Origin of the sequence: Clostridium sp. MCC344 (assembly GCF_018785365.1) — a bacterium.
GTDB lineage: Bacteria > Bacillota > Clostridia > Lachnospirales > Lachnospiraceae > Pilosibacter.
Map to the genome: position 1 here is coordinate 91,054 of NZ_WQPQ01000086.1, position 21,661 is coordinate 112,714.

The window sequence follows — 21,661 nt, forward strand, 5'->3', positions numbered from 1 at the left end:
TTAAACGGCAAGCCCCTGACTCTATCCCCGATGGAGTACAAAATGCTGAACCTGTTTCGTAAAAATCCCCGGCAAGTGCTGACCCGTGGGCAGCTTTTGGAAAAGCTGTGGGATATAGACGAAAGGTTTGTGGACGAACACACCCTGACAACCTCTATCAGCCGGATTCGCAGCAAGATTGAAGCCGACGGCGGCGCACCCTACATCAAGACCGTTTACGGCATGGGCTATCAATGGACGGGAGGCGAGGCAAAATGAAGTTTCAAAACCTCTCGGTAAAGCGGCTGTTTGGCCGGGTGGCAATAGGGCTTGCCCTCTCCATGTCCGGGATCACCATAGCCCTGTTTCTTGTGACAAAACAGATTGCGGTGCTGCTGACAGGCGGGACGCTGCTGCTGTGCGCCCTTGTGGGGATTTTTGTACTGACGCAGGCGTTTGGAAAGCGGCTGTCGCAGTTTACCGCTGACCTGTGCCAGACCTTAGACCACATGATCGCCGGGAATGAAGCGCCCCAGCGGCCAGAGGACAGCGAAACCCAGCTTGCCAGAATTGGACACCGGCTGGCAAGGCTCTATCAGATCATGCAGGAGAACCGCCGCCGGGTGGACGAGGAACGGCAGGAGTTACAGACCCTTGTATCGGATATTTCCCATCAAGTGAAAACGCCGGTAAGCAATCTGAAAATGGCGACGGACACGCTGCTGGAAAAGCCTATGACCAAGGCGGAGCGCACCGACTTTATCCGGGGAATCCGCAGCCAGACGGATAAGCTGGACTTTCTCTTTCAGGCCCTTGTGAAAACTTCCCGGCTGGAAACGGGCGTGATCCAGTTGGATAAGAAACCGGGCCGCCTCTTTGATACCGTGGCACAGGCCATGAGTGGAATTGTGTATGCAGCAGAGAAAAAGGAAATCGTCGTGTCCGTGGACTGCCCGGAGGATTTGACCGTTTTCCATGACAGCAAGTGGACATCCGAAGCCCTTTTTAACCTGCTGGACAATGCGGTGAAGTACACCCCGGCAGGCGGGAAAATCGCTGTGTCGGTGGTGCTGTGGGAAATGTATGTGGAAATCAAAGTAGCCGACACCGGCAAGGGCATTTCCGAAAGCAATCAGGCCGCCATCTTCCGGCGCTTCTATCGTGAGGAAGAAGTACACGAACAGCAGGGCGTGGGCATTGGCCTGTATCTGGCCCGCGAGATCGTAACACGGCAGGGCGGCTATATCAAAGTGGTTTCGGAGCCGGGCAAGGGTTCGGAATTTTCCATTATGTTGCCGACTAAATAAAGCACACTTATAAAAGGAGAAAACACCATGAAAAAAATCAATTTTTGCAAAGCAACAACAATCATCTTAATAATCAATGTTATTTTATCTATTGTTTTATTTTTCGTTGTTCCTGATAAAATAGCAATTCAATGGGTAGGTACATCCCCCAGCAATGCAGTAGATTCTTACTATGTATTTTTGGTGCCGGTATTGTCAGTGCTTTTTGCTTTTACGGGAAAACCTATTTTTACAATGTTCCTGTTTAGATTGTGGAATAGAACTAACGAGCATTTAGTGACATACTTAAATTTGTGTCTGCAAGTTGTATTTCTTACTTGTGAAATCTATATCGGATTATATAACCTATGTAATTTTAATGTTGCCATTAGTATAATTCTCATTGTGGAACTTATGATAGATGTGGTGATTGGATTGAAATTATTTCACAATCAATCTATCTAAAAGATTGTGTAGTATGATTCGGCGGACGACCATTTCCGGCTGTCCGCCGTGAATTTTTTTGAAATGTCCGAGCGTTGTAACATTTCACCCCGATTTTCAATGAAATTTTTTGGCCGCTGTAACATTTCGCGGACATTTGGGTTTTACAATACCCTTATCAAATATGGAGGTGATACAACTATGACATGGCCTTTTGAGAACGATACCAGCGTCATTGTAAAGAAATTAGCAAAACGCAATGTATCTTCAAATCGTATTTTTTGCTTTTTTAATGTTTTGACCATTGCGCTGGCAATTAGTTTGATTGTGGGAATCTCCTTATTCCAACAAGGCAGCAAAATTAGTGAACAAAAGATTTTGAATCAAATGCAGCAAGCTACCATCGGGGGGCTTACAGCAGAACAGATAGAAGTTCTGAAAAAAGAACCTGATCTTGAAGATATTGTACCCTATAAGCATAGTGATAGTTTTCTGATGGATGGGATCAAATTTGAAGCGGTTTATATGCCGACTGGTTTTGGAATTATAAAATCCTATGAATTAGTCAGTGGAACCTGTCCAGAACAGTACAATGAAATTGTAATTGATAAAAATGTTCAATTAGAGCTGGGGTATCAGCTAAATATAGGAGATACCATCACTTTACCAACGGCGGGGAGTAAAACAGAGGATTTCATCATTACTGGTTTTACTGATAATGTGGAAACAGGAACATTTTACTTTTATGTCTCCCCAGCGTATGCAGAACAGGGTGTGTTATTATCTGATATTCCATATAGTGCCTTGATTCGTGTAAATGGTGCCACGGAAATGGGACTTATTGATTTTGAGAATACAGTATATCGTCTGGCTTTATCCCAAGACATAAGCAGGAACCAACTTTATTTTAATAGCAAATTCTGTTCCTCACTTATTAGTGGATCAGGAATGGGAGGTGTTCTTTTAGCTACTCTTTTTATTGCATTTTCAAGCGGAATTGTCATATACAGTGTGTTCTACCTTTCGGTATCAAATCAAGTGTCGCAGATTGGACAGCTCAAAACTATTGGCATGACAGAAAAACAGATTAAGCGGATGATTCGTAAAGAGGGGTATCGTTTCTGCCTGTTCGGAATACCTGCCGGTATTACAGTAGGTATCATATTTGCATATTTGTTAGAGCCGAATGGAATAACGATTATCAATGCCATAGCCACAAGTATTTTTGCAATAATATTAGGTATTATCATCGTACAAATTTCCGTATACAAGCCCGCACAAATAGCTTCAAATATTTCCCCTATTGAAGCAACAAAATATGTTGGAAACGATCCAGAACTAAAAGAAAGTAGAGTGTGCAACAGGAAAAATCATATTCGTCTCTCACCGTATTCTTTAGCCGTATTGAGCGAAAAGCAGAATCGAAAAAAACACAATCTGACGATTGCCTCGCTTGCAATCGGCGGGATTTTATTTATGGTTGGAGCCACTTTTATATCATCATGGAATCCAGATTCCTTTGCGAGAATGGGGAATTTGGAAGATGGAGAATATTATATTACGATTAACCACAATACATTAGTCAATCCGAAACCGTATGGTATTTCGGAGTATCAAGTTGATACGCCTTTTTCACAGGAACTCATGGAAGAATTGCAACAAATCCCGGAAGTTAAAGAGATTTATGCTACGGAGAGAACCGCAGCTATTATTGAGTATCACAATGAACAATTAGAAATTCCCATTATTCCGATTACGCCTGATAATCAGGAAGAAATTTTGAAAACGTTTCCTGTTGATTGGACATACGAAACATTGGTGGAACAAGACGCTATGGTTATATTGGGAACAAGCGTACAGAAAGAAGTCTATCATACTTGCCCGTCAATAGGAGAAAAAGTGACATTACGATGGTTTGATGGAACTGAACACAGCATAGATGTTTTGATTGCCGGTACTTCCGAAAAAAGTATGAATGAGGGCTTTTATCTTCCAAAAGAAACCATAGAAAAGTTGTGGGGCGATATGGATTTAACAGCTTCCTTAACTTTGTCCGTACCTGAATATGAAAAAGTGGGTAAATCAGTAGAAAGCAAATTAAATAAAATACTGTCCCGACACCCTGATTTGGTAATGGAAACCTTACAAGAGGTAAAAGCATCTTCGGCAAATACGATTCATAATACCAGCGTACAAGTTTATGGAGTATCTGCCTTTGTCATTATGTTTAGCATTTTTAATCTGACAAACACCTTGATTAGTCGTATCAGTACAAGGAGAAAAGAATTTGGAATATTAGAGTCTATCGGTATGACAAAAAAACAGATAAAGAAAATGCTGCTGCATGAAAGTGTCTTACTGATTATTCCATGCTTGATTATTACGGTTGTGGCAGGAACCTTGATGGGTTATTTGTTAGTACGGATATTGTCTGCGAATGGATTAACTTATTTTCAATATGCTTTTCCTTTTATTCCATTACTGATTTACGGTGTCTGCTTAATAATAACACCTATTATAATTTCTGCTATCTGTCTAAAAATTCAATGCAGAAATTCGTTGGTGGAACGGATCAAAATGGCAAACTGATTTTGAAATGTCCGAGCTTTGTAACATTTCACCCCGATTTTCAATGAAAATTTTTGGCCGCTGTAACATTTCGCGGACATTTGGGTTTTACAATACCCTTATCAACAAAAGTGAGGAGGCGACGCAATGGAACTGACCCCGACCTTGATTTTGAATCTGGCGCTGCTGATCGTCCCGCCCGTTGCCCTTGTGCTGGTGTTCCGGCAATGGCTGGCCCGGCACATCCGCTGGACGGTTGCCTTGACTGCTCTCTGTGATGTTCTCCTATTTTGGGATGAATTGTTCTACTATGAGAGCTTCGGTCTGTTCGCTGTGCTGATTCTGGTGCAGTTGGCGGCCACCGGCGCAGCAGCGTTCCACATTTACAACAAACAAAGAAAGGATTGAATTTTATGAGCATTTTACAGACTATCGACCTGAAAAAGTATTACGGCACAGAGCCGAACATCACCCGCGCCCTTGACGGCGTGAACTTCTCCGTAAATGACGGCGAGTTTGTGGCCGTTGTGGGAACCTCCGGCAGCGGCAAGTCTACCCTGCTTCACATGATGGGCGGGCTGGACACCCCTACTTCCGGCAATGTGATTGTCCGGGACAAAGAGCTGTCGAAAATGAACGACGAACAGCTTACCATCTTCCGCCGCCGCAACATCGGTTTTATCTTCCAGAACTATAACCTTGTTCCCATTCTGAATGTGTATGAGAACATTGTCCTGCCGGTGGAGCTGGACGGGGACACGGTGGATCAGAAGTTTTTGGACGAGATCGTTCACCTGCTGGGACTGGAAGATAAACTGAAAAATATGCCGAACAATCTTTCCGGCGGACAGCAGCAGCGTGTGGCGATTGCCCGCGCCCTGATTACCAAACCGGCTATTGTGCTGGCCGACGAGCCGACTGGCAACCTTGACAGCAAGACCAGCGCCGAGGTGCTGGGGCTTATCAAGCGTACCAGTGCGGAGTTCCGGCAAACTGTTGTGATGATTACCCACAACAACGACATTGCCCGCCTTGCAGATCGGATTGTCCGCATTGAGGATGGCAAGATTGTGGAATAAGGAGGTGGCAGGCTATGACATGGCCTTTTGAAAATGATACCAGCGCCATTACAAAGAAGCTGGCAAAGAAAAGTTTGCAAAGCGAGAAGCGCCGGAATCTGATGGTAGTGATCGCCGTTGCGCTGGCGGCATTTCTGATCTGCTTTACGGGAATTGTAGCTACTTCCCTGACACAAATGCAGCGCAATCAGGTTGTCGATACTTATGAGGCGGTCTGGCTGGGCGTAGAGGAAAACGACATTGAAACCCTGAAAGGACTGCCGGAGTTTGAGCGCGTAGGCGGCTACTATATGCTCGGTGAGGAACTTTCGGAACAGGGCTATCATGCGTCCTATGTGTATTGTGACGCGCAAATGATGGAGATTGCCAAGGCGCAAATGAATCTGTTAGAGGGCCGGGTTCCTGAAAAGGCAAATGAAGTTGTCGTAAGCGAATACTTTCTTTCCACTTATGGAAACAATGCCAAGATCGGGGACAGTGTGACCTTAGATACCGAGAGTTTTCATGGTGATTATGTCGTTACCGGCATTATGGACAGCGTAAATGAAAAAGAAGCGAATACCTGCGCTATCATTCTTTCCAAAGCTGCCCTGACAGAATGGAAAGGGTTTGATCCGGCTGGGTATCGCGCCTATGTCCATTTCAAAAACAGCGACCAGTTGGTCGAGGAACTGATAACCTCTTATTGCAGGGAGATTGCAGAGGAATATCAGCTTCCTAATCCCAGCATGAACAACAAGTATTTTGCTTATGCTTCTAAATCCTTTGATTTTTTACCGATTGTTGGTGTGATTGTTATTGTTCTGATCGGCGGCTATATTGTGATTCAGAGTATCTTCCGTATCTCCATCAATGACAAAATCAGGAGCTACGGACAGCTTCGGACGATTGGTGCAACGCCAAAGCAAATCAAGCGGATTGTAAAGCGGGAGGGACGCAAACTCGGCAGTATCGGAATTTTGGTTGGTACAGTGCTGGGCGTATGCTGCGGTTTTCTTCTGTTTTCCAAGGGATTTAACGCTGTTTCCTATGTCGTTATGGTTTCCCTGACACTCATAAGCAGTTGGATCATGGTGTCTATTTCCATCCGTAAGCCGGTGAAAATCGCGGCAGGGATTTCCCCCATTGAAGCCGTCCGTTTTACCCCGGTGCAAAAGGACATCCGCAGCCGGAAAAAGAATATCAAGCTCAATCCTGTTTCAATGGGAATTGCGAATTTTAAGCGTGACCGCAAAAAGACAATCTCTATTATAGCGTCTTTGAGTTTGGGCGGAATTATCCTGCTTGTGGTATCCTCCATGGTTTTGCTGCGCTCCCCAGAGGCACTTGCAAGGCAGATTTATCCGTATGGTGACTATAAAATTTATTTACATTCCGAGTTGGCAGTAGAAGAAGCTATGGCAGCGGGAAATCCATTGAATGAGAAATTGAAGCAGGAAATTTTGGCCATTGATGGTGTAACCGATGTGATTACAAAAAGGCAAAGCCTTCATATAAATTATCGTGCCAACGGAATTGATGAGGCTGGTTGGTGTGATATACTAACTGAACAAAATTATTCTGCGGTTGAAGCTGCATTGATAGAGGGAACTATGCCAGCGGATGCACACAGCATCATAATTGATTCGCATACAAGTAATCGTGATAATATAAGAGTGGGAGAAACGGTTGAAGTTACCTCTGGGAAATCAACTATTCCTGTTACTATATCAGGGGTGTTTGACAACGATAGCATACCAACTGATGGACATGGAACAGTCCCAGTTGACTCTCCACTTGAATTTGCAACGGAAGCATTATTCCATGAATTACATCCAGAAATAGCTTCGTTTGACTATTCATGGAACATTGCAAGTGATCCGAAAAAAGCGGACAATGTAGAGTCTGAATTGAAAAATATTGTAGCCACTCATACTGATATTGCGTTAGAAAATATTGACACTATAATTGAGTATGAAAAAAATATAAATTCTTTTGTATTTGGCAGTATGGAGGTACTTTCATGGCTGGTATTCCTCTTTGGCGTTATCAACCTGATTAACACGACCCTCTCTAATCAAATGTCCAGAAAACAGGAAAACAGTGTTTTGCGTTCCATCGGTCTGACCCAAAAGCAGCTATGTAAAATGAATATCTGCGAGGGGCTGTGCTATGCGTTCTTTGCAACATTGGCGACGCTGATCGTTGGGCTTCCGGCTTCCATCTTTGCTTGTAGCAAATTTAGTGTAGGCGCTTTTGCCGGAAAAGTAGTGCCTTACAAATTCCCGGTTTTGGAAATGGGTCTGTTCATTCTGGTATTGTTCGGAATGGAGCTGATCTTATCTGTATGGACAATCCGCAGACAGAAAAAACAATCCCTGATTGAGCAAATGCGGGCGATGGAATAACCGTATGGGATCGGCGGGGCGGCGTGTGCTGCCCCGCTTTTTTCGCCATTTCTCAAAAAATTTTTGAAATGTCCGAGCTTTGTAACAATTCAGCCTGTTTTTTTGTCGAAATCAAAGGCACCTCGGACATTTATAGTTCTTCCAAAAGTTTGATGATAATATTACCATTCATGGAAGAAGCAATCTGTTATTGCAATAATGCGAAATTGACGATAGAAAGTTTTTCATATCTCGGTCAGCTCAACAATTACATTACTCTGCTGATACAGCCAGTCCGTAAATTCTTTCGGGCTGGCCGTTCCTGTTTTTACAGCCTTTTTTCTCTGTAAGGCTTCTTTCCTAAAGTCGGAAAAGGAAGCCTGTATTTTTTCCAGACGGTCAGCCGGAAAGCCTGCGGTATTTTTTACCCGGTTTATTTTGTTGCGCCAGTTCTGGCATTCATTTTTATAAAGCAGGTCATAGTTATTTTCTCTTGACCTCTCGTCAAATTCCCGCTTGTTTTGAAGCGCCTGTGCTTTTCGGCACTTGTCGCTGCACAGCTCATACCGCTGGCTCTTTGCCAGAAAATATTTTCCACAGACCTTGCACCGCCGGAAGCAAAGCCCCCAGTCATTCAGCCTGTTCAGATAATAGGTAATCAACGGGTAGAGGGACGCATAGGCAGACACACATTCTTCTGTGCGCCGGTTGTCCGGGAACCAGAGGTCAAGCCGGGTATCTTCTGACGGTGCGCCTTTGAAATAAAGGCTGCCAGCTTGAAATTGTTTCGGTTTTCCTGTCTCCCTGTCAAAGCTCATGGTTTCGTTTTGGAATACCCCGGTCAGTCTGCTCATTTTATCCATGAAGCGGTCACAGGCAGCGTTACGGTCACGGGGTTCTCTGGCAAGCAGATAGCTGTTCCAGATACGGAACGCCACATACATTTTCAGAGGGTCGTTGCTAAGATATTTCTCCCAAAGAAATTCGCTTGCCGCCTGCTCCAGCTCCGGCTGTTTCCATCGGTTGGAGTGGAGAGCTTGCCGCAGCGGAGAAAGCCCGTATAAGTTCCAGTCTCTGTCCGTGTCACGCTCAAAGTTTATCAAAAAAGTTCCCAGTGGGCGTGTCATATCACAAAGCACCTCTGCGTTTTGGCTCCCGTTCAGACGGAAGCGGATCTGCTGTTCTTCCCCAATCAAAATCCGCTCTTTCATTTTCTTCCTGTCCAGCGTCAGGACAAACAAAATCCTCTCAAAACATGGCTCATGCCGTATAAACTGATTCTCCATCCCTATCCCCTGCCTTTGTTTATGGTAATTATATAATTCAGTTATATCCGTTACACTCATGGTATCGCAGAATCATTGTTTTGTCAAGGATAGTACGCTATGATGATTGCGGTTGGTAATTTCGTACCGCACAGTACCTTGACAAGTGAATGACCGTCCAAAAGGGATATGACCGGCAGGAGAAGTGACGCATTCGGCGCACCAATGCAGGGAAACACCGCAGGAATGGGGCAGGAAAACGGCTTTTGGGGAGAACGGCAACAGGAAGCATTTTAACCTATTTGATTTATGGGAGGAACAGAATGAACGATAAAAAGAGATTGAACAGCTACGAGGATTTACCGCTGGTTCTGGATGTGGCGGACATTCAGCGGATTATGGGAATTTCAAGAGCGAGCGCCTATGAGCTGGTACACACACCCGGCTTTCCAGCGTTCCGCAGGGGCAGACTTATCAAGGTCAGCAAAATTGCTTTCTTTGAATGGATGGCAAAAGGCTCCGAAACCGTACCGGGAAGCGACAAATAAGCGTGAGGTATCATTCCCTGACTTGCAATACTGCCGCACTTTCCAAAGGGGCATACAGAGGGAAAAAAACTTAAAAATGATACCGAGACGCTACATCAAAACAGCCTATCTGCGTACATCAGATAGAAACGGAGAAAGGAGCCGGTTATGGCAAGAATGAGTAACAAGCGGCGGTTGGAATGGTCTTTCTTCTTAAATGACCGCAGCCGTATCACTTACAACGAACTGTGCCGGAAATGCCAGCACGAATGTAAACAGAGCTTCCGGGCGGTTGTGGTTGACTGCCCGAAGTATCTTTCCAAGCGTTCCAAGAAAAAGGACAAGACTGCCGGAAACGGCAAAATCCCTTAGGAACTAAGGGCGCACTTCTATACATAGTCTAAAGACCATGTATCGTGCGTCCTGCGGAGCTTACCTCTGCCGCTGATAAAATCAGCAATCCGAGGTCTGCGTTCGCTTCGCTCCGACAAGGTGGCTACACCCCCTTGCGCCGCTAAAGCGGCTATCCCCTGTGTACCCGCCGCAAAGAGAAATCCGCTCTGCGGTTTTCCCTTTTCATCGGGTTTTATAGAAGCACTGACACACGGACTGTCTGCGGATGGTCTTTCTTTATCTTATCAGCAAAGGATGTGAGAACATGGAAAAATCTTTGGAACAGTTGAAGCAGGAATATGAAAAAACCACTGTCCTGCTGGAACAGGAAAAACGGAAAATGCAGCGTTTGAAAAACCGGCAGGCGTATCTGGAAAGCGGTTCCCGGAAACAGAGGACGCACCGGCTGATTACCCGTGGGGCAGCTATTGAGAGCATTGCACCACAGACAAAGGAGCTATCCGAAGCGGAATTTTATTCCCTCATGGAAAGCATTTTGAATCTGCCGCAGGCGGAGCATTTCATCCGGTCTGCCACAGAGAACCACGCCCGTATTTCCGGGCAGGAGAAAGGCGGTGACTAAGGATAGCACTTTATCATTTTTCAATCGCACAGATCAAGCGCAGCGCCGGTCAGAGCGCCATTGCCAGCGCAGCCTATCGAGCCGGGGAGCGTCTTTACAGCAGCTACTATGGAGAAGTCAGCGACTACACCAAAAAGGGCGGCGTGATCGCTTCGGAAATCATGCTGCCGCCCCATGCGCCGGAAATATATCTTGACCGGGCGACCCTCTGGAATGCTGTGGAGAACTGCGAGAAACATCCAAAAGCACAGCTTGCCTATTCCTTTGATATTGCCATGCAGAATGAATTGACGCTGGAAGAAAACATGGAGCTGGCGAGGAAGTTCGTACAGGAGCAGTTTGTGACAAAAGGCATGATTGCCGACCTTGCTTTTCACAGCCCGGAGAAAGAGGACGGCGGCATCCCTAACCCGCATTTTCATGTGATGACAACCATGCGCCCTTTGAACCCGGATGGCACATGGGGACAAAAACAGCGTCGGGAATATCTTCTTGATGAAGATGGAAACCGAATCCGGGATAAAAACGGCGATTATATGTTTAACGCTGTCCATACAACAGACTGGCATGAGCCGGAAACGCTGGAACACTGGCGGGAGCAGTGGGCGGCTGCCGTTAATACAAAATTTGAGGAAAAAGGGCTGGATGTGCGTATCGACCACCGTTCCTATGTGCGGCAGGGGCTTGACCTGATACCTACTGTCCACGAGGGAGCTAATGTCCGGCAGATGGAAGCAAAGGGCATCCGCACCGAGAAAGGGGAACTGAACCGCTGGATTAAAGCCACCAACCGGCTCATGCAGGATGTGAGGAAGAAGATCAAAGCCCTGTTTGTCTGGATGGCAGAGGTAAAAGAAGAACTTTCCAAACCGCAGACACCGAGCCTTGCCGACCTGTTGATCGCTTATTACAACCAGCGCAACGCAGGGGCATGGAGCAATAAAGCCAGAACCGGAAACTTAAAGCAGTTTGCCGAAGCCGTCAATTATCTGACGGAAAACAAGCTGCTCACATTAGAGGATTTGCAGGAGCGTCTTTCCTCTGTCAGTGAAGAATTTGAAGCATTAAGCGGCTCCATGAAAAAGAAATCCGCCAGGATAAAGGAATTGCAGGAATTGATACGGGAGGGCGAGAATTACCAGCGGCTAAAACCTGTTCATACGGAATTGAACAATATCAAGTTTAAGAAACAGAGGGAGAAATTTGAAACATCCCACGATGCGGAGTTACGGCTGTTTTATGCCGCCCGCCGTATTCTGAAAGAAGAACTGGACGGAAAATCCATTGCCCTGAAAGCATGGAAACAGGAATATGCACAGTTAAAAACAGAGTATGCCGAACTGTCTCCGCAGCACAAGCCACTCCGGGAGGAAGTCATACGGCTGCGGCAGGTGCAGAACGCCGTAGATACCGCACTGCGCCGGAGGGAGCAGCCACAGGAAGTACAGAGAAAGAAACATGAGATGGAGCTATGATATAACCGGCAGCTTTACCGCTACCAGTATTTTTATGGAGGGAGCATTTGAATGTATTTGAAGCGGTGAAACAGTCTGTTACCACCCGGCAGGCTGCTTCATTCTATGGAATCCGGGTGGGGAGAAACGGCATGGTCTGCTGTCCATTCCACAATGACCGCACGCCCAGCATGAAAGTGGACAGCCGCTTTTACTGCTTCGGCTGCGGGGCTTCCGGGGATGTGATCGACTTGGCCGCTTTGCTGCATGGATTGGGGAAACGGGAAGCTGCGGTCAGGCTTGCGGAGGACTTCGGCGTTTCCTATGAGAAATCCGGCAATGCGCCGCCAGATAGGAAGCGTCACAACAGGTCACAGCCCCGACAAAAATCAGCGGAGCAGAGATTTCAGGAAACGGAACGGTATTGTTTCCGGGTGCTATGCGATTATCTGCGCCTGCTGGAGCATTGGAAAACAGCACACGCCCCACAGCCGCAGGATGCCATCTGGCATCCTCTTTTTGTGGAAGCGTTGCAGAGGATAAGCTACACAGAATACCTTTTGGATATTTTGTTATACGGAGAAATAGAAGAAAAAGCGGCATTGATCGCCGCACAGGGAAAGGAGGTGCTGCGGCTTGAACAGCGAATTTCAGAGCTTGCCGCCGGAAACGCAGGAAGTGGTCAAAAGGACGATGGACACAATGGAACCGGCGCAGACACCGGCAGAAATCCGGGAAACATTAGAGGGGACGCAGAAAGGCGGCGTGAAGAACAGCATCCGAAACTGCCTGACGGTGTTCCAGCGTGACCCTCTGTTTCGCGGGGCGCTGCGCCTGAACCTTTTGACGGAGCAGATTGACATTGTGAAGCCGCTGGGCTGGGAGCGCACCAGTACCACGCTGACCGACATGGACATGAACTACCTGCTTTTGTATCTGGAAGAAAATTACGGGCTTACCAGCGAGAAAAAGGTGCAGAGCGCCATCAAGATTGTTGCCAATGAAAACCGCTACCATCCAGTCAGGGATTACCTGAACAGCCTGCAATGGGACGGCACAGAGCGCATCCGTTACGCCCTGCATCACTTTCTGGGAGCCGATACGGACGAATACACCTATGAAGCCTTGAAACTGTTCCTGATGGGAGCCATCCGGCGGGTATTCAGACCGGGGAGCAAGTTTGAGGTCATGCTCTGTCTGGTTGGTGGTCAGGGAGCCGGGAAATCTACCTTTTTCCGGCTGCTGGCAGGCAGGGACGAATGGTTTTCAGACGATTTGAAAAAGCTGGACGATGAAAATGTGTACCGCAAGCTGCAAGGGCATTGGATTATCGAGATGTCGGAGATGATTGCCACAGCCAACGCCAAGAGTATTGAGGAAATCAAGTCATTCTTAAGCCGCCAGAAAGAAACCTACAAAGTGCCGTATGAGACACATCCGGCAGACCGGCTGCGGCAATGTGTATTTGGAGGGACGACCAACCGGCAGGACTTTTTGCCCCGTGATCGCACCGGCAACCGGCGCTTTCTCCCCGTGACGGTGTACCCGGAACGGGCGGAGGTTCACATACTGGACGATGAAGCGGCGGCGAGGGCGTATATCGAACAGATGTGGGCGGAAGCCATGACGGTTTATCGCAGTGGGAAGTATAAGCTGTCATTCAGCATGGAAATGAACCGATACCTGAACGCCCACCAGCAGGACTTTATGCAGGAAGACACACAGGCCGGCATGATCTACGCCTATTTGGAGGACTACACCGGCGACAGGGTATGTTCCAAGCAGCTTTATGAGGAAGCGCTGGGGAACTTAAATTCCCCGGCAGACTGGGAGACACGGGCAATCTGCGAGATTATGAATACCGGCATTGCGGGCGGCATCATACAGGGCTGGGTAGCCTACAAAAGCCCGAAGCGGTATAAGAAATACGGTTCTCAAAAAGGCTGGGAGCGTGTCAACCAAGCTCCGCCGGAGGGGGACGGTTTTCAGGAAATCACGGAAGAAGAAGCCCGGCAAATGGAACTTCCATTCTGAAAAGCCACCGGTTGACAGTTTGGTTGACGCTTTGGTTGACAGCCGGTTGACGGGGAAAAGCCTGATATTTGGGGCATTTCTCTCCTTTGTCAACCATGTCAACCAAGAAATCAAAGAAAAAGTAAAAAGTAATCATAGAGCGCCTATGGATTGTTTTCAAAGTCTTTTCTGCCGGTTGACACGGTTTGGTTGACACGGAGACAGTCTGCGGCTGTACACCTGTCTGACATTCCCTTGTCGGGCATATTTCATTTATGGAGGTAACTGCCTATGGCAAAAAGCAAAAACGAGAGCAATAACAAAAACAGCGGCACCCTGCTTACCGAAAAAGACGGCACCCAGTATTTTGTCATGGGGAAAGTCCGTATCAAGGTATCGGAGCATTTCGCACAGGATGGGAAGCCGCTTGACAGCCTGCTGGAAGATGTGATCCAGCACGCTGCCGCCGCTTCCTGAAAAAATACGGAATAACGACTGTCAATCAGCCCACGCTTATGATATACTTGTACCAGCGAGTATTGTATAAGCGTGGGTTGTTTCTTTTAGAAGGAGGATTTTTAACCGTGAAACAACCATACAATACAACGATTTATAACACTGCACTATATTTGAGATTGAGCCGTGACGATGAATTACAGGGGGAAAGCGGCAGTATCCAGACCCAGCGCATGATGCTTAGACAGTATGCCGCAGAGCATGGGCTGACCGTTGTAGACGAGTACATTGACGACGGATGGAGTGGGACAAATTTCGAGCGTCCAAGTTTCCAAAGGATGATTGATGACATCGAAGACGGGAAAATCAACTGCGTTGTCACAAAGGACTTATCCCGTCTGGGAAGAAACTATATCCTGACCGGTCAGTACACGGAAATCTATTTCCCCAGCAAGGGAGTACGCTACATTGCCATCAATGACAATGTGGACACCATCAACGGAGAAAGCGAGCTTGCACCGTTCTTAAACATCCTGAATGAAATGCACGCCCGACAGACCAGCAAAAAGGTCAAGGCTGCCATGCACACAAGATTTGCCAATGGCGCACACTATGGAGCCTATGCACCGCTGGGCTATGTAAAAGACCCGGACAAAAAAGGTCATCTTCTGATCGACCCGGAAACACGCTGGATTGTAGAGAAGATTTTTGACCTTGCTGTACACGGGCGTGGAGCCGCCAGCATTACACGGATTCTGGTGGAGGAAAAAGTACCTACCCCCGGCTGGCTGAACTATGAAAGATACGGGACTTTCGCCAATATCTACGCCGGTGCGCCCGCAGAAAAAGCCTATGCGTGGACGATAGCACAGGTCAAGAGCATTTTGAAAGAGGAAACCTACATCGGTCACAGCATTCACAACAAGCAGAGCAACATTTCATTCAAGAACAAGAAAAAGGTGCGGAAGCCGCAGGAAGAATGGTATCGTGTGGAAAATACCCACGAAGCCATCATTTCTGAAGAAGTGTTCCAAAAAGTTCAGGAGCTGATTGCAAGCAGACGCAGGAAACGCAGAAACGGTACGACACAGATTTTCGCAGGATTGATAAAATGTGCAGACTGCGGATGGTCTTTAGCCTATGGGGAAAACAAGCAGAATAAGAACCCATACGGGTACTACCATTGCAGCAAGAACGGGCAGGGATTACGCCAGTGTTCCATGCACTATATCCGCTATGATGTACTGTATGCCTATGTGCTTGCAAGACTGCAATACTGGTCTATGCTGGCACAGAAAGACGAGGACAAGCTGCTGAAACGCCTGCTCAATGCCAGCGACAGGGAAAGAAACTCTGCGAAGAAAAAGCAGGCTGCGGAGCTGAAAAAGGCAGAGAAGCGTAAAGCCGAGGTTGACGGGCTGTTTGCTAAAATGTATGAGGACTGGTCTGCCGGACGCATAACCGAGTATAACTTCAATATGCTGTCCGAGAAGTACCAGAACGAGCAAAAGGAGCTTGAAACAAAAATAAGACAGCTTCACGAAACGATGGAAGCCGCCGTACAGACCGCAGCGGATGCTGAAAAGTGGATTGCCCTGATGAAACAGTATGTCAACCCTGTGGAGCTGACCGCCGAACTTCTGAACACTCTAATTGAAAAAATAACCGTCCACGAAGCTGTCAAGGGCGAGGACGGAAGCCGTGAGCAGGAAGTAGAAATCTACTACCGCTTCATCGGCAAAATCGACTGACCTTTCTTTTTTACCCAACAATATCTTTAATTAAGGGAGACGGGTGAGACAGTTCCGAACACAGAGACCTTAAAGCTCTTGTCAAAGGGGTTCCGGACAGGTGGCTCAGAGAGCCCCGGAATAATCAACATGGAAAGGTAGGCTGCGGGTATAGCATTTGATCATTATAAATTTAGGAAAATGTGGATTTAGTCCTTGCAAATGCAGATTCTGCGAAAATGGGTATTTCCGAAAAATAGCAGAGGCAGATCGTGAGCTGGATAATACGCAAGATGTTGGAAGCATAGATAGCTTTCTTATGCAAAGCATGTCAAAAGAAAGAAGCACCAGAACCGGTGATATGCCGGAAATGGTGCTTCAAGTCTATTTTGAGGTTTCGACTTCCCTGTCGTTAAGATATTCTGCAAGGCTGTAATACAGCTCCCCCTCTCTTCCGCGGGTCTGTTTTGCAGCCGTCATGGAATTTAAGATCGCTTCCTGTTCGGCTTCCGCCGCAGCAAGAAAAGCCCGGTTGATCACATGCTCCGGAATTGCTGATATCTGGAGCAGTTCCTCCTCACGACCGGACGGGATCCGGTTTGCGGTTGTAAAGCCGATCATGACTTCTCCGCTTCCATGTCCCGTATAACCGCCGGTTCGTGCGATGCCAACTCCTGTTCTTTTCAGAATCCGTTTGAGCTGACGGCTTGTCAATGGGAGATCGGTAGCCAGAATACTCATGATCGAACCTTTATCTTCTTCGGATGCAGCCATATCATTCTTTTCCTGCTTCCATTCCAGGATTTTTGGACCAACAGCCTCTCCGTTCAGTACAAAATCTTCGGTTGCACCAAAGTTTGACTGAACCAGAACGCCGATGGTGTATTCCTTTTCGCCAATACAGATCACGCGGGATGCAGAGCCGATTCCACCCTTCATGCCGTAGCAGATGGTACCGGCACCGGCACCGACATCCCCTTCTTCGAATTCCTCGGCAGCAGCCTCAAAAGCCTGCCGCACTTCTTTTTCACCAACTGCACGTTTCTGGATCTGGTTGATCCGGCAGTCATTACACTCGCCAACGACCGGATTGATGCTCATGGGTTCCAGCCCATCGTTCTGACACTGTTCGATCACGATACCGGCAAGTGCATCCCAAACCTTTCCGACATTTAACGTATTTGTAAGGGCAATCGGTGTTTCAAGAGTCCCAAGCTCTTCTACCTGTACCAGACCGGCACTTTTCCCAAAGCCATTGTGGACATAGGCTGCTGCCGTATAGTGATTTGCAAATGCATTATCCGGTCCAGGGATGATCACGGTCACACCGGTATGATTTTCTTCCGTGTTCACAGTACAGTGTCCTACCAGTACACCAGGTACATCCGTAATCGCATTTCTTTTTCCTGTTTTCACTCTTCCGGGTACAATTCCGAAGTCCCGAATCCGTTTTTTCTCCACGTTGATTTCCTCCTTGGATTTTGTCGGCTATTTCTAATGATTGTATCATAGTTTTTGAGAAATAAAAACAGGATGGGGGGAAATTAGTGATTTAATGACATCAATCTACAAGGATGACAAAAAAACGGCAAAATAAAAGTAAGGGTGAATACAAGACAATCAAAAAAGCAATCGTAAAAAAATACGATTGCTTTTTTGCGTATTTCTGCATATAATATATTCAATAAGAGCAAAATGGAGGCGATTGATATGCGTGAAACAAGAATATTGGAGTTCAAGGAAACGATTACGAACACGTTTTTAAAAACAGTCAGTGCCTTTTCAAATTATGATGGCGGAACCATTCTTTTTGGTGTAGATGATGATGGAAATATAAAAGGTTTGCCGGATGTCAAGCAAGCTTGTCTGGATATTGAAAATAAAATCAATGACAGCATTACACCGCAGCCGGACTATACGCTTGAAATACAGAATAATGACCAGACGATAAAACTTACTGTGAAAAGTGGACTTCAGAAGCCGTATCTATATAAATCGAAAGCCTACAAGCGGAATGATACAGCAACGATAGAAGTAGACACTCTGGAGTTTTCAAGGCTGGTACTGGATGGAAAAAACATTCGATTTGAAGAATTGACTTGCAAAGATCAGGAACTGTCCTTTGAAATTTTACATCGTAAACTGAAAGAAACTGTCCGGATTGAAAATTTTGATAAGGATACGCTGAAAACATTGAACTTATATGACGATGTAAATGGATTCAATAATGCGGCAGGACTTTTGGCAGATAAAAATCATTTCCCCGGAATTGATATTGTCAAATTCGGAGAAAACATCAGTATCATTCAAAAGAGATCAACCTTTGAAAATATATCGGTTTTAGAGGTATATGAAAAGGCAATCGAGGTATTCAGAGACTATTATCAATACGAAGTAATACAAGGTGCTGATCGAAAGAAAATGGAGAAAATACCGGAAGCTGCTTTTCGAGAAGCAATCGCCAATGCTCTGATTCATAGAGTATGGGATGTGGATTCACAAATCAGAGTTTCGATGTTTGATGATCGAATCGATATTGTTTCTCCTGGTGGATTACCGTCCGGAATCACAGAGGAAGAATATCTGTCTGGAAAGCTTTCTGTTTTAAGAAATAGAAATCTTGCCAATGTATTTTATAGATTAGGATTCGTAGAGATATTTGGAACGGGAATTACAAGAATAAAACAACTCTATGCAGAAGCTTTGATAAAACCGGATTTTGAAGTTTCGGAAAATGCTATAAAAATTGTGCTTCCGATATTTGAAAAAAATGCTGATCTGACAGAAGATGAAATTGTAGTTTATAAGCTTTTGAGCAAGACGATGCTGAAGCCGATCAGCGAAGTTGCACCGTATGTACCTTTTGGTAAATCAAAGACAACAAAGCTACTGAAAGAAATGCGTCAAAAAGGTGTGATCACAGTGGAAGGAAAAGGCAAGGGTACAAAATATATTATTAGTTAAGACATGGGTTCCTGAAACAGTGTTTCAGAAATTCAAAGAACCCCATGTTACTACCCAATTTACTCCTAACAGGTAGTAACAACTTGCTCAATCTTGCTCTGATTTGCCACAATCTGTAATTTCAGAGCATATCACCATAATCCCCGGAATCCCTCACAAAACAGGGCATTCCGGGGTAAATCAAGGAGAAACAAAACTATGATAAAAGTATTATTTATTTGCCTCGGCAACATCTGCCGAAGCCCACTCGCCGAGTTCTACTTTAAAGATCTCGTAGCAAAACACAACCTTTCCGCTGAATTTTATATCGAATCCGCGGCGACCTCCTATGAGGAGACCGGAAACCCGGTACATCCCGGAACGAGAAAGAAGCTGGCAGCGGCAGGCATCTCCTGCGCGGGGAAGACTGCGAGATGTATGGAGAGGGAGGATTACCGGAAATTCGATTATCTGATCGGGATGGATCAGGCGAATATCAGGAATATAACACAGATCGCGGGCGGTGATCCGGAGAAGAAGATCTATAAGATGCTGGAATTTGCCGGAGATGGCTGGAAAGAGCTTAAAGCGGGAAAGCGGAACCTGGACAAGGTGCCGGATGTGGCGGACCCGTGGTATACGGGGAATTTTGATGATACCTGGCGGGATGTGACGGCCGGGTGTGAGGGATTATTAAAGTTTTTGGATTAGTTATTGAACTGCAAAATCCTGTTGTGGTGCATGGGAAAGGAGTGACCATGTACTGTAACTCGATGAGAGACAGAATGGTGTACTCGATATGGAAAACGATAAAGGATGGTATAGTGTAGCCAGCTGTTAGTATGTAGATCAGACTCTGCGGAACAGCTAATCGTGAATCGTAATAAGAAAGGAAAAAACATATGGTAAAAAAGATCATTCATGACCCCATGTTCCTCAGGCAGAAGTCTGTGGACGCGACCGAAGCCGATAAGCAGGTGGTGACAGACCTTTTAGACACCCTGCGGGCGAATCTGGACCGGTGTGTCGGGATGGCGGCGAATATGATCGGGGTGAAGAAGAATATTATTGTTGTGGCAGTGGGACCGTTTCAGTTTGCAATGATCAATCCGGTGATCACAAGGAAGAGCGGACCGTACGAGACGGAAGAGGGATGTCTTTCGCTGAGCGGTGTGAGACCATGCACGAGGTACCAGGAGATCGAGGTGGATTACCTGGATCAGAATTTTGTCAAGAGGCATGGAAAATATTCCGAATGGACAGCGCAGATCATCCAGCATGAAATAGATCACTGCAATGGAATCCTCATATAAATATATAATCGAGAAAGAACCTGGCGGCTGCCAGGTTCTTGTTTTCTCTCACTCACTTCTCAACCTCCGGATCCGTCGGATCCCAGTTCTGCTCAGCCGGGATCTTTTCTGCCGCCGAGCGCTCAAACGGGGCGGCGAGGTTGTCGCCAACGGTGACGACTGTTCCGGATGCGCAGTGGTCGTAGACCCATTTGCAGTCAGCTACGGTCATGCGGATGCAGCCGTGGGAGGCGGGTTCCCCGAGCTTGTTGTATTCCGCTGCCGGAATATTATAGATGCTGGTGGTCTTTCCAGGAACGCTGTGGAAAAGAATGCTGGTATTTCCGAGTCTTGTGCAGTACTGTCCGTAAGTGGATTCTACCAGAGCATGCCAGCGGTACTTGTTCGTGAGTTTAAAGGTTCCGACCGGAGTCGGAGTGCTCGATTTTCCCGGGGAGCAGATAAAGGTGCGGTACGGGATAATGTAACCGTTGTCTCCATCCGGTGCATATACGGTAACCTGGCAGCGGGAACGGTCAACAGTGATCCGGAAGGACGGTGCGGCGAGAATTCCTTCAAGATCCTGGATCAGTGAGCAGGAAGTTTCGTCAAAATAAAATTTGTATCCATTGATATACTGCCAGCCCTTGACGGCATATCCGTCGGAATCAAAGTAGTACCAGTTGTTGTTTGCATTCTGCCAGCCATTTTTCGTGAGCTTACCGCTCTCATTCCGGTAGATCAGACCGTCAGCCGTCTCATGAATCCCGGTCGTAAGGTCCTCCGGCGGAGTCTCCCGCTGTTTCACCATGCCGTTTACAGTCCAGCGGCCATCGGAATCGACCTGGAAGCCGTCCGGAGTTCTTGTTCCGGCCAGCAGCTGGCCTTTTTTATCAAAGTAGTAGCATTCTTCCATGCCGTCCTGGTCGGAATCGATCCAGTACCAGCCGTCTGCGGCGTAGGAGCCGTCTCCGAGATCGTATTTCCACTGGTTCGGTCCTCCCTGATTGGACCATGTTCCTGCATAGGAGGCCAACGGGTTGATGAGCAGTGCTGCGAAGGCTGCGCCGAGGCAGGTGCGGAGTGTATATTTTGTTTTCTGATTCATAATGAGGTTCTCCTGAAGGTAAAAATAAAATTCTTTTTCACATGAATATAGCTGCCTCGCGTTCCACACAGAGGAACCGAAACAGCTTCGCTTTTTATTCTAAGTATATCACTGGAAAAAATCAATCCTTTTTCTGAAAATCCTGCTACATGGACTTCACGCAGTCCCCAATCGT

Annotated in this window: 21 protein-coding genes; 18 read left to right on the forward strand and 3 right to left on the reverse strand. The window is 46.6% G+C overall.

Annotated features, from left to right (window positions below):
* The 7 genes from GPK90_RS19245 to GPK90_RS17230 form a co-directional block, all read left to right on the forward strand.
* Positions 1–258 (forward strand): winged helix-turn-helix domain-containing protein (locus GPK90_RS19245; RefSeq protein WP_252197568.1); only part of this gene is annotated, 258 nt, incomplete at its 5' end.
* Positions 255–1,286, forward strand: coding sequence for a sensor histidine kinase (locus GPK90_RS17205; protein WP_118002821.1), 1,032 nt, complete (start codon positions 255–257; stop codon positions 1,284–1,286). The genes GPK90_RS19245 and GPK90_RS17205, both read left to right, overlap by 4 nt.
* 27 nt (positions 1,287–1,313) lie before the next feature.
* Positions 1,314–1,730: a hypothetical protein gene (locus GPK90_RS17210; protein ID WP_004611616.1), complete on the forward strand. Its 417-nt coding sequence runs from the start codon at positions 1,314–1,316 to the stop codon at positions 1,728–1,730.
* A 180-nt stretch (positions 1,731–1,910) separates the two neighbouring features.
* Positions 1,911–4,298, forward strand: a complete 2,388-nt coding sequence (locus GPK90_RS17215) for an ABC transporter permease (RefSeq protein WP_117142396.1) — start codon at positions 1,911–1,913, stop codon at positions 4,296–4,298.
* 126 nt (positions 4,299–4,424) lie between these two features.
* Positions 4,425–4,685, forward strand: a complete 261-nt coding sequence (locus GPK90_RS17220) for a hypothetical protein (RefSeq protein WP_009244706.1) — start codon at positions 4,425–4,427, stop codon at positions 4,683–4,685.
* Between the two features lie 5 nt (positions 4,686–4,690).
* Complete coding sequence (locus GPK90_RS17225; RefSeq protein WP_071422048.1) at positions 4,691–5,356, forward strand: ABC transporter ATP-binding protein; 666 nt, start codon at positions 4,691–4,693, stop codon at positions 5,354–5,356.
* 14 nt (positions 5,357–5,370) lie between these two features.
* Complete coding sequence (locus tag GPK90_RS17230) at positions 5,371–7,743, forward strand: ABC transporter permease (protein WP_215703536.1); 2,373 nt, start codon at positions 5,371–5,373, stop codon at positions 7,741–7,743.
* A gap of 224 nt (positions 7,744–7,967) precedes the next feature.
* On the opposite strand, the gene GPK90_RS17235 is transcribed toward GPK90_RS17230, so the two are convergent.
* A complete protein-coding gene (locus GPK90_RS17235) occupies positions 7,968–9,008 on the reverse strand; it encodes a DUF6076 domain-containing protein (RefSeq protein ID WP_215703537.1) in 1,041 nt (346 codons plus the stop codon).
* A 302-nt stretch (positions 9,009–9,310) separates the two neighbouring features.
* Here GPK90_RS17235 and GPK90_RS17240 point away from each other — a divergent pair, with 302 nt between their 5' ends.
* The 8 genes from GPK90_RS17240 (at position 9,311) to GPK90_RS17275 (ending at position 16,164) form a co-directional block, all read left to right on the forward strand.
* Positions 9,311–9,535, forward strand: coding sequence for a helix-turn-helix domain-containing protein (locus GPK90_RS17240; protein ID WP_005362423.1), 225 nt, complete (start codon positions 9,311–9,313; stop codon positions 9,533–9,535).
* Between the two features lie 147 nt (positions 9,536–9,682).
* Positions 9,683–9,886 (forward strand): hypothetical protein, encoded by a 204-nt coding sequence (locus GPK90_RS17245; protein ID WP_004614949.1) that lies wholly within the window; start codon positions 9,683–9,685, stop codon positions 9,884–9,886.
* A 286-nt stretch (positions 9,887–10,172) separates the two neighbouring features.
* Positions 10,173–10,490, forward strand: coding sequence for a DUF3847 domain-containing protein (locus GPK90_RS17250; protein ID WP_008816380.1), 318 nt, complete (start codon positions 10,173–10,175; stop codon positions 10,488–10,490).
* Positions 10,491–10,492: 2 nt separating this feature from the next.
* Positions 10,493–11,965, forward strand: a complete 1,473-nt coding sequence (mobQ, locus tag GPK90_RS17255; RefSeq protein ID WP_215703550.1) for a MobQ family relaxase — start codon at positions 10,493–10,495, stop codon at positions 11,963–11,965.
* A gap of 47 nt (positions 11,966–12,012) precedes the next feature.
* On the forward strand, positions 12,013–12,753 hold the full coding sequence (locus tag GPK90_RS17260; RefSeq protein ID WP_035110550.1) for a CHC2 zinc finger domain-containing protein: 741 nt from the start codon (positions 12,013–12,015) through the stop codon (positions 12,751–12,753).
* Entirely contained in the window at positions 12,638–13,978 is a 1,341-nt protein-coding gene (locus tag GPK90_RS17265; protein WP_009321442.1) for a virulence-associated E family protein, read from the forward strand. The genes GPK90_RS17260 and GPK90_RS17265 overlap by 116 nt, the downstream gene beginning before the upstream one ends.
* Positions 13,979–14,248: 270 nt before the next feature.
* Positions 14,249–14,434 (forward strand): hypothetical protein, encoded by a 186-nt coding sequence (locus GPK90_RS17270; RefSeq protein WP_004849804.1) that lies wholly within the window; start codon positions 14,249–14,251, stop codon positions 14,432–14,434.
* A 38-nt stretch (positions 14,435–14,472) separates the two neighbouring features.
* On the forward strand, positions 14,473–16,164 hold the full coding sequence (locus GPK90_RS17275) for a recombinase family protein (RefSeq protein ID WP_005936058.1): 1,692 nt from the start codon (positions 14,473–14,475) through the stop codon (positions 16,162–16,164).
* Between the two features lie 363 nt (positions 16,165–16,527).
* Here GPK90_RS17275 and GPK90_RS17280 read toward each other — a convergent pair whose 3' ends face one another.
* Positions 16,528–17,604 carry a P1 family peptidase gene (locus GPK90_RS17280; protein WP_215703538.1) on the reverse strand — a complete coding sequence of 359 codons (1,077 nt, stop codon included), beginning with the start codon at positions 17,602–17,604 and terminating at the stop codon, positions 16,528–16,530.
* A 249-nt stretch (positions 17,605–17,853) separates the two neighbouring features.
* Here GPK90_RS17280 and GPK90_RS17285 point away from each other — a divergent pair, with 249 nt between their 5' ends.
* The 3 genes from GPK90_RS17285 (at position 17,854) to GPK90_RS17295 (ending at position 20,399) form a co-directional block, all read left to right on the forward strand.
* Positions 17,854–19,107, forward strand: a complete 1,254-nt coding sequence (locus GPK90_RS17285) for an ATP-binding protein (protein ID WP_215703539.1) — start codon at positions 17,854–17,856, stop codon at positions 19,105–19,107.
* Between the two features lie 198 nt (positions 19,108–19,305).
* The gene (locus GPK90_RS17290; protein ID WP_118298931.1) at positions 19,306–19,797 is read left to right on the forward strand and encodes a low molecular weight protein-tyrosine-phosphatase; all 492 of its coding nucleotides are present in this window, start codon (positions 19,306–19,308) and stop codon (positions 19,795–19,797) included.
* A gap of 191 nt (positions 19,798–19,988) precedes the next feature.
* A complete protein-coding gene (locus GPK90_RS17295; protein ID WP_118532324.1) occupies positions 19,989–20,399 on the forward strand; it encodes a peptide deformylase in 411 nt (136 codons plus the stop codon).
* Between the two features lie 52 nt (positions 20,400–20,451).
* Here the strand turns inward: GPK90_RS17295 and GPK90_RS17300 are convergent, their stop codons facing one another.
* Entirely contained in the window at positions 20,452–21,486 is a 1,035-nt protein-coding gene (locus GPK90_RS17300) for a L,D-transpeptidase (RefSeq protein ID WP_215703540.1), read from the reverse strand.
* Positions 21,487–21,661 lie beyond the last annotated feature (175 nt).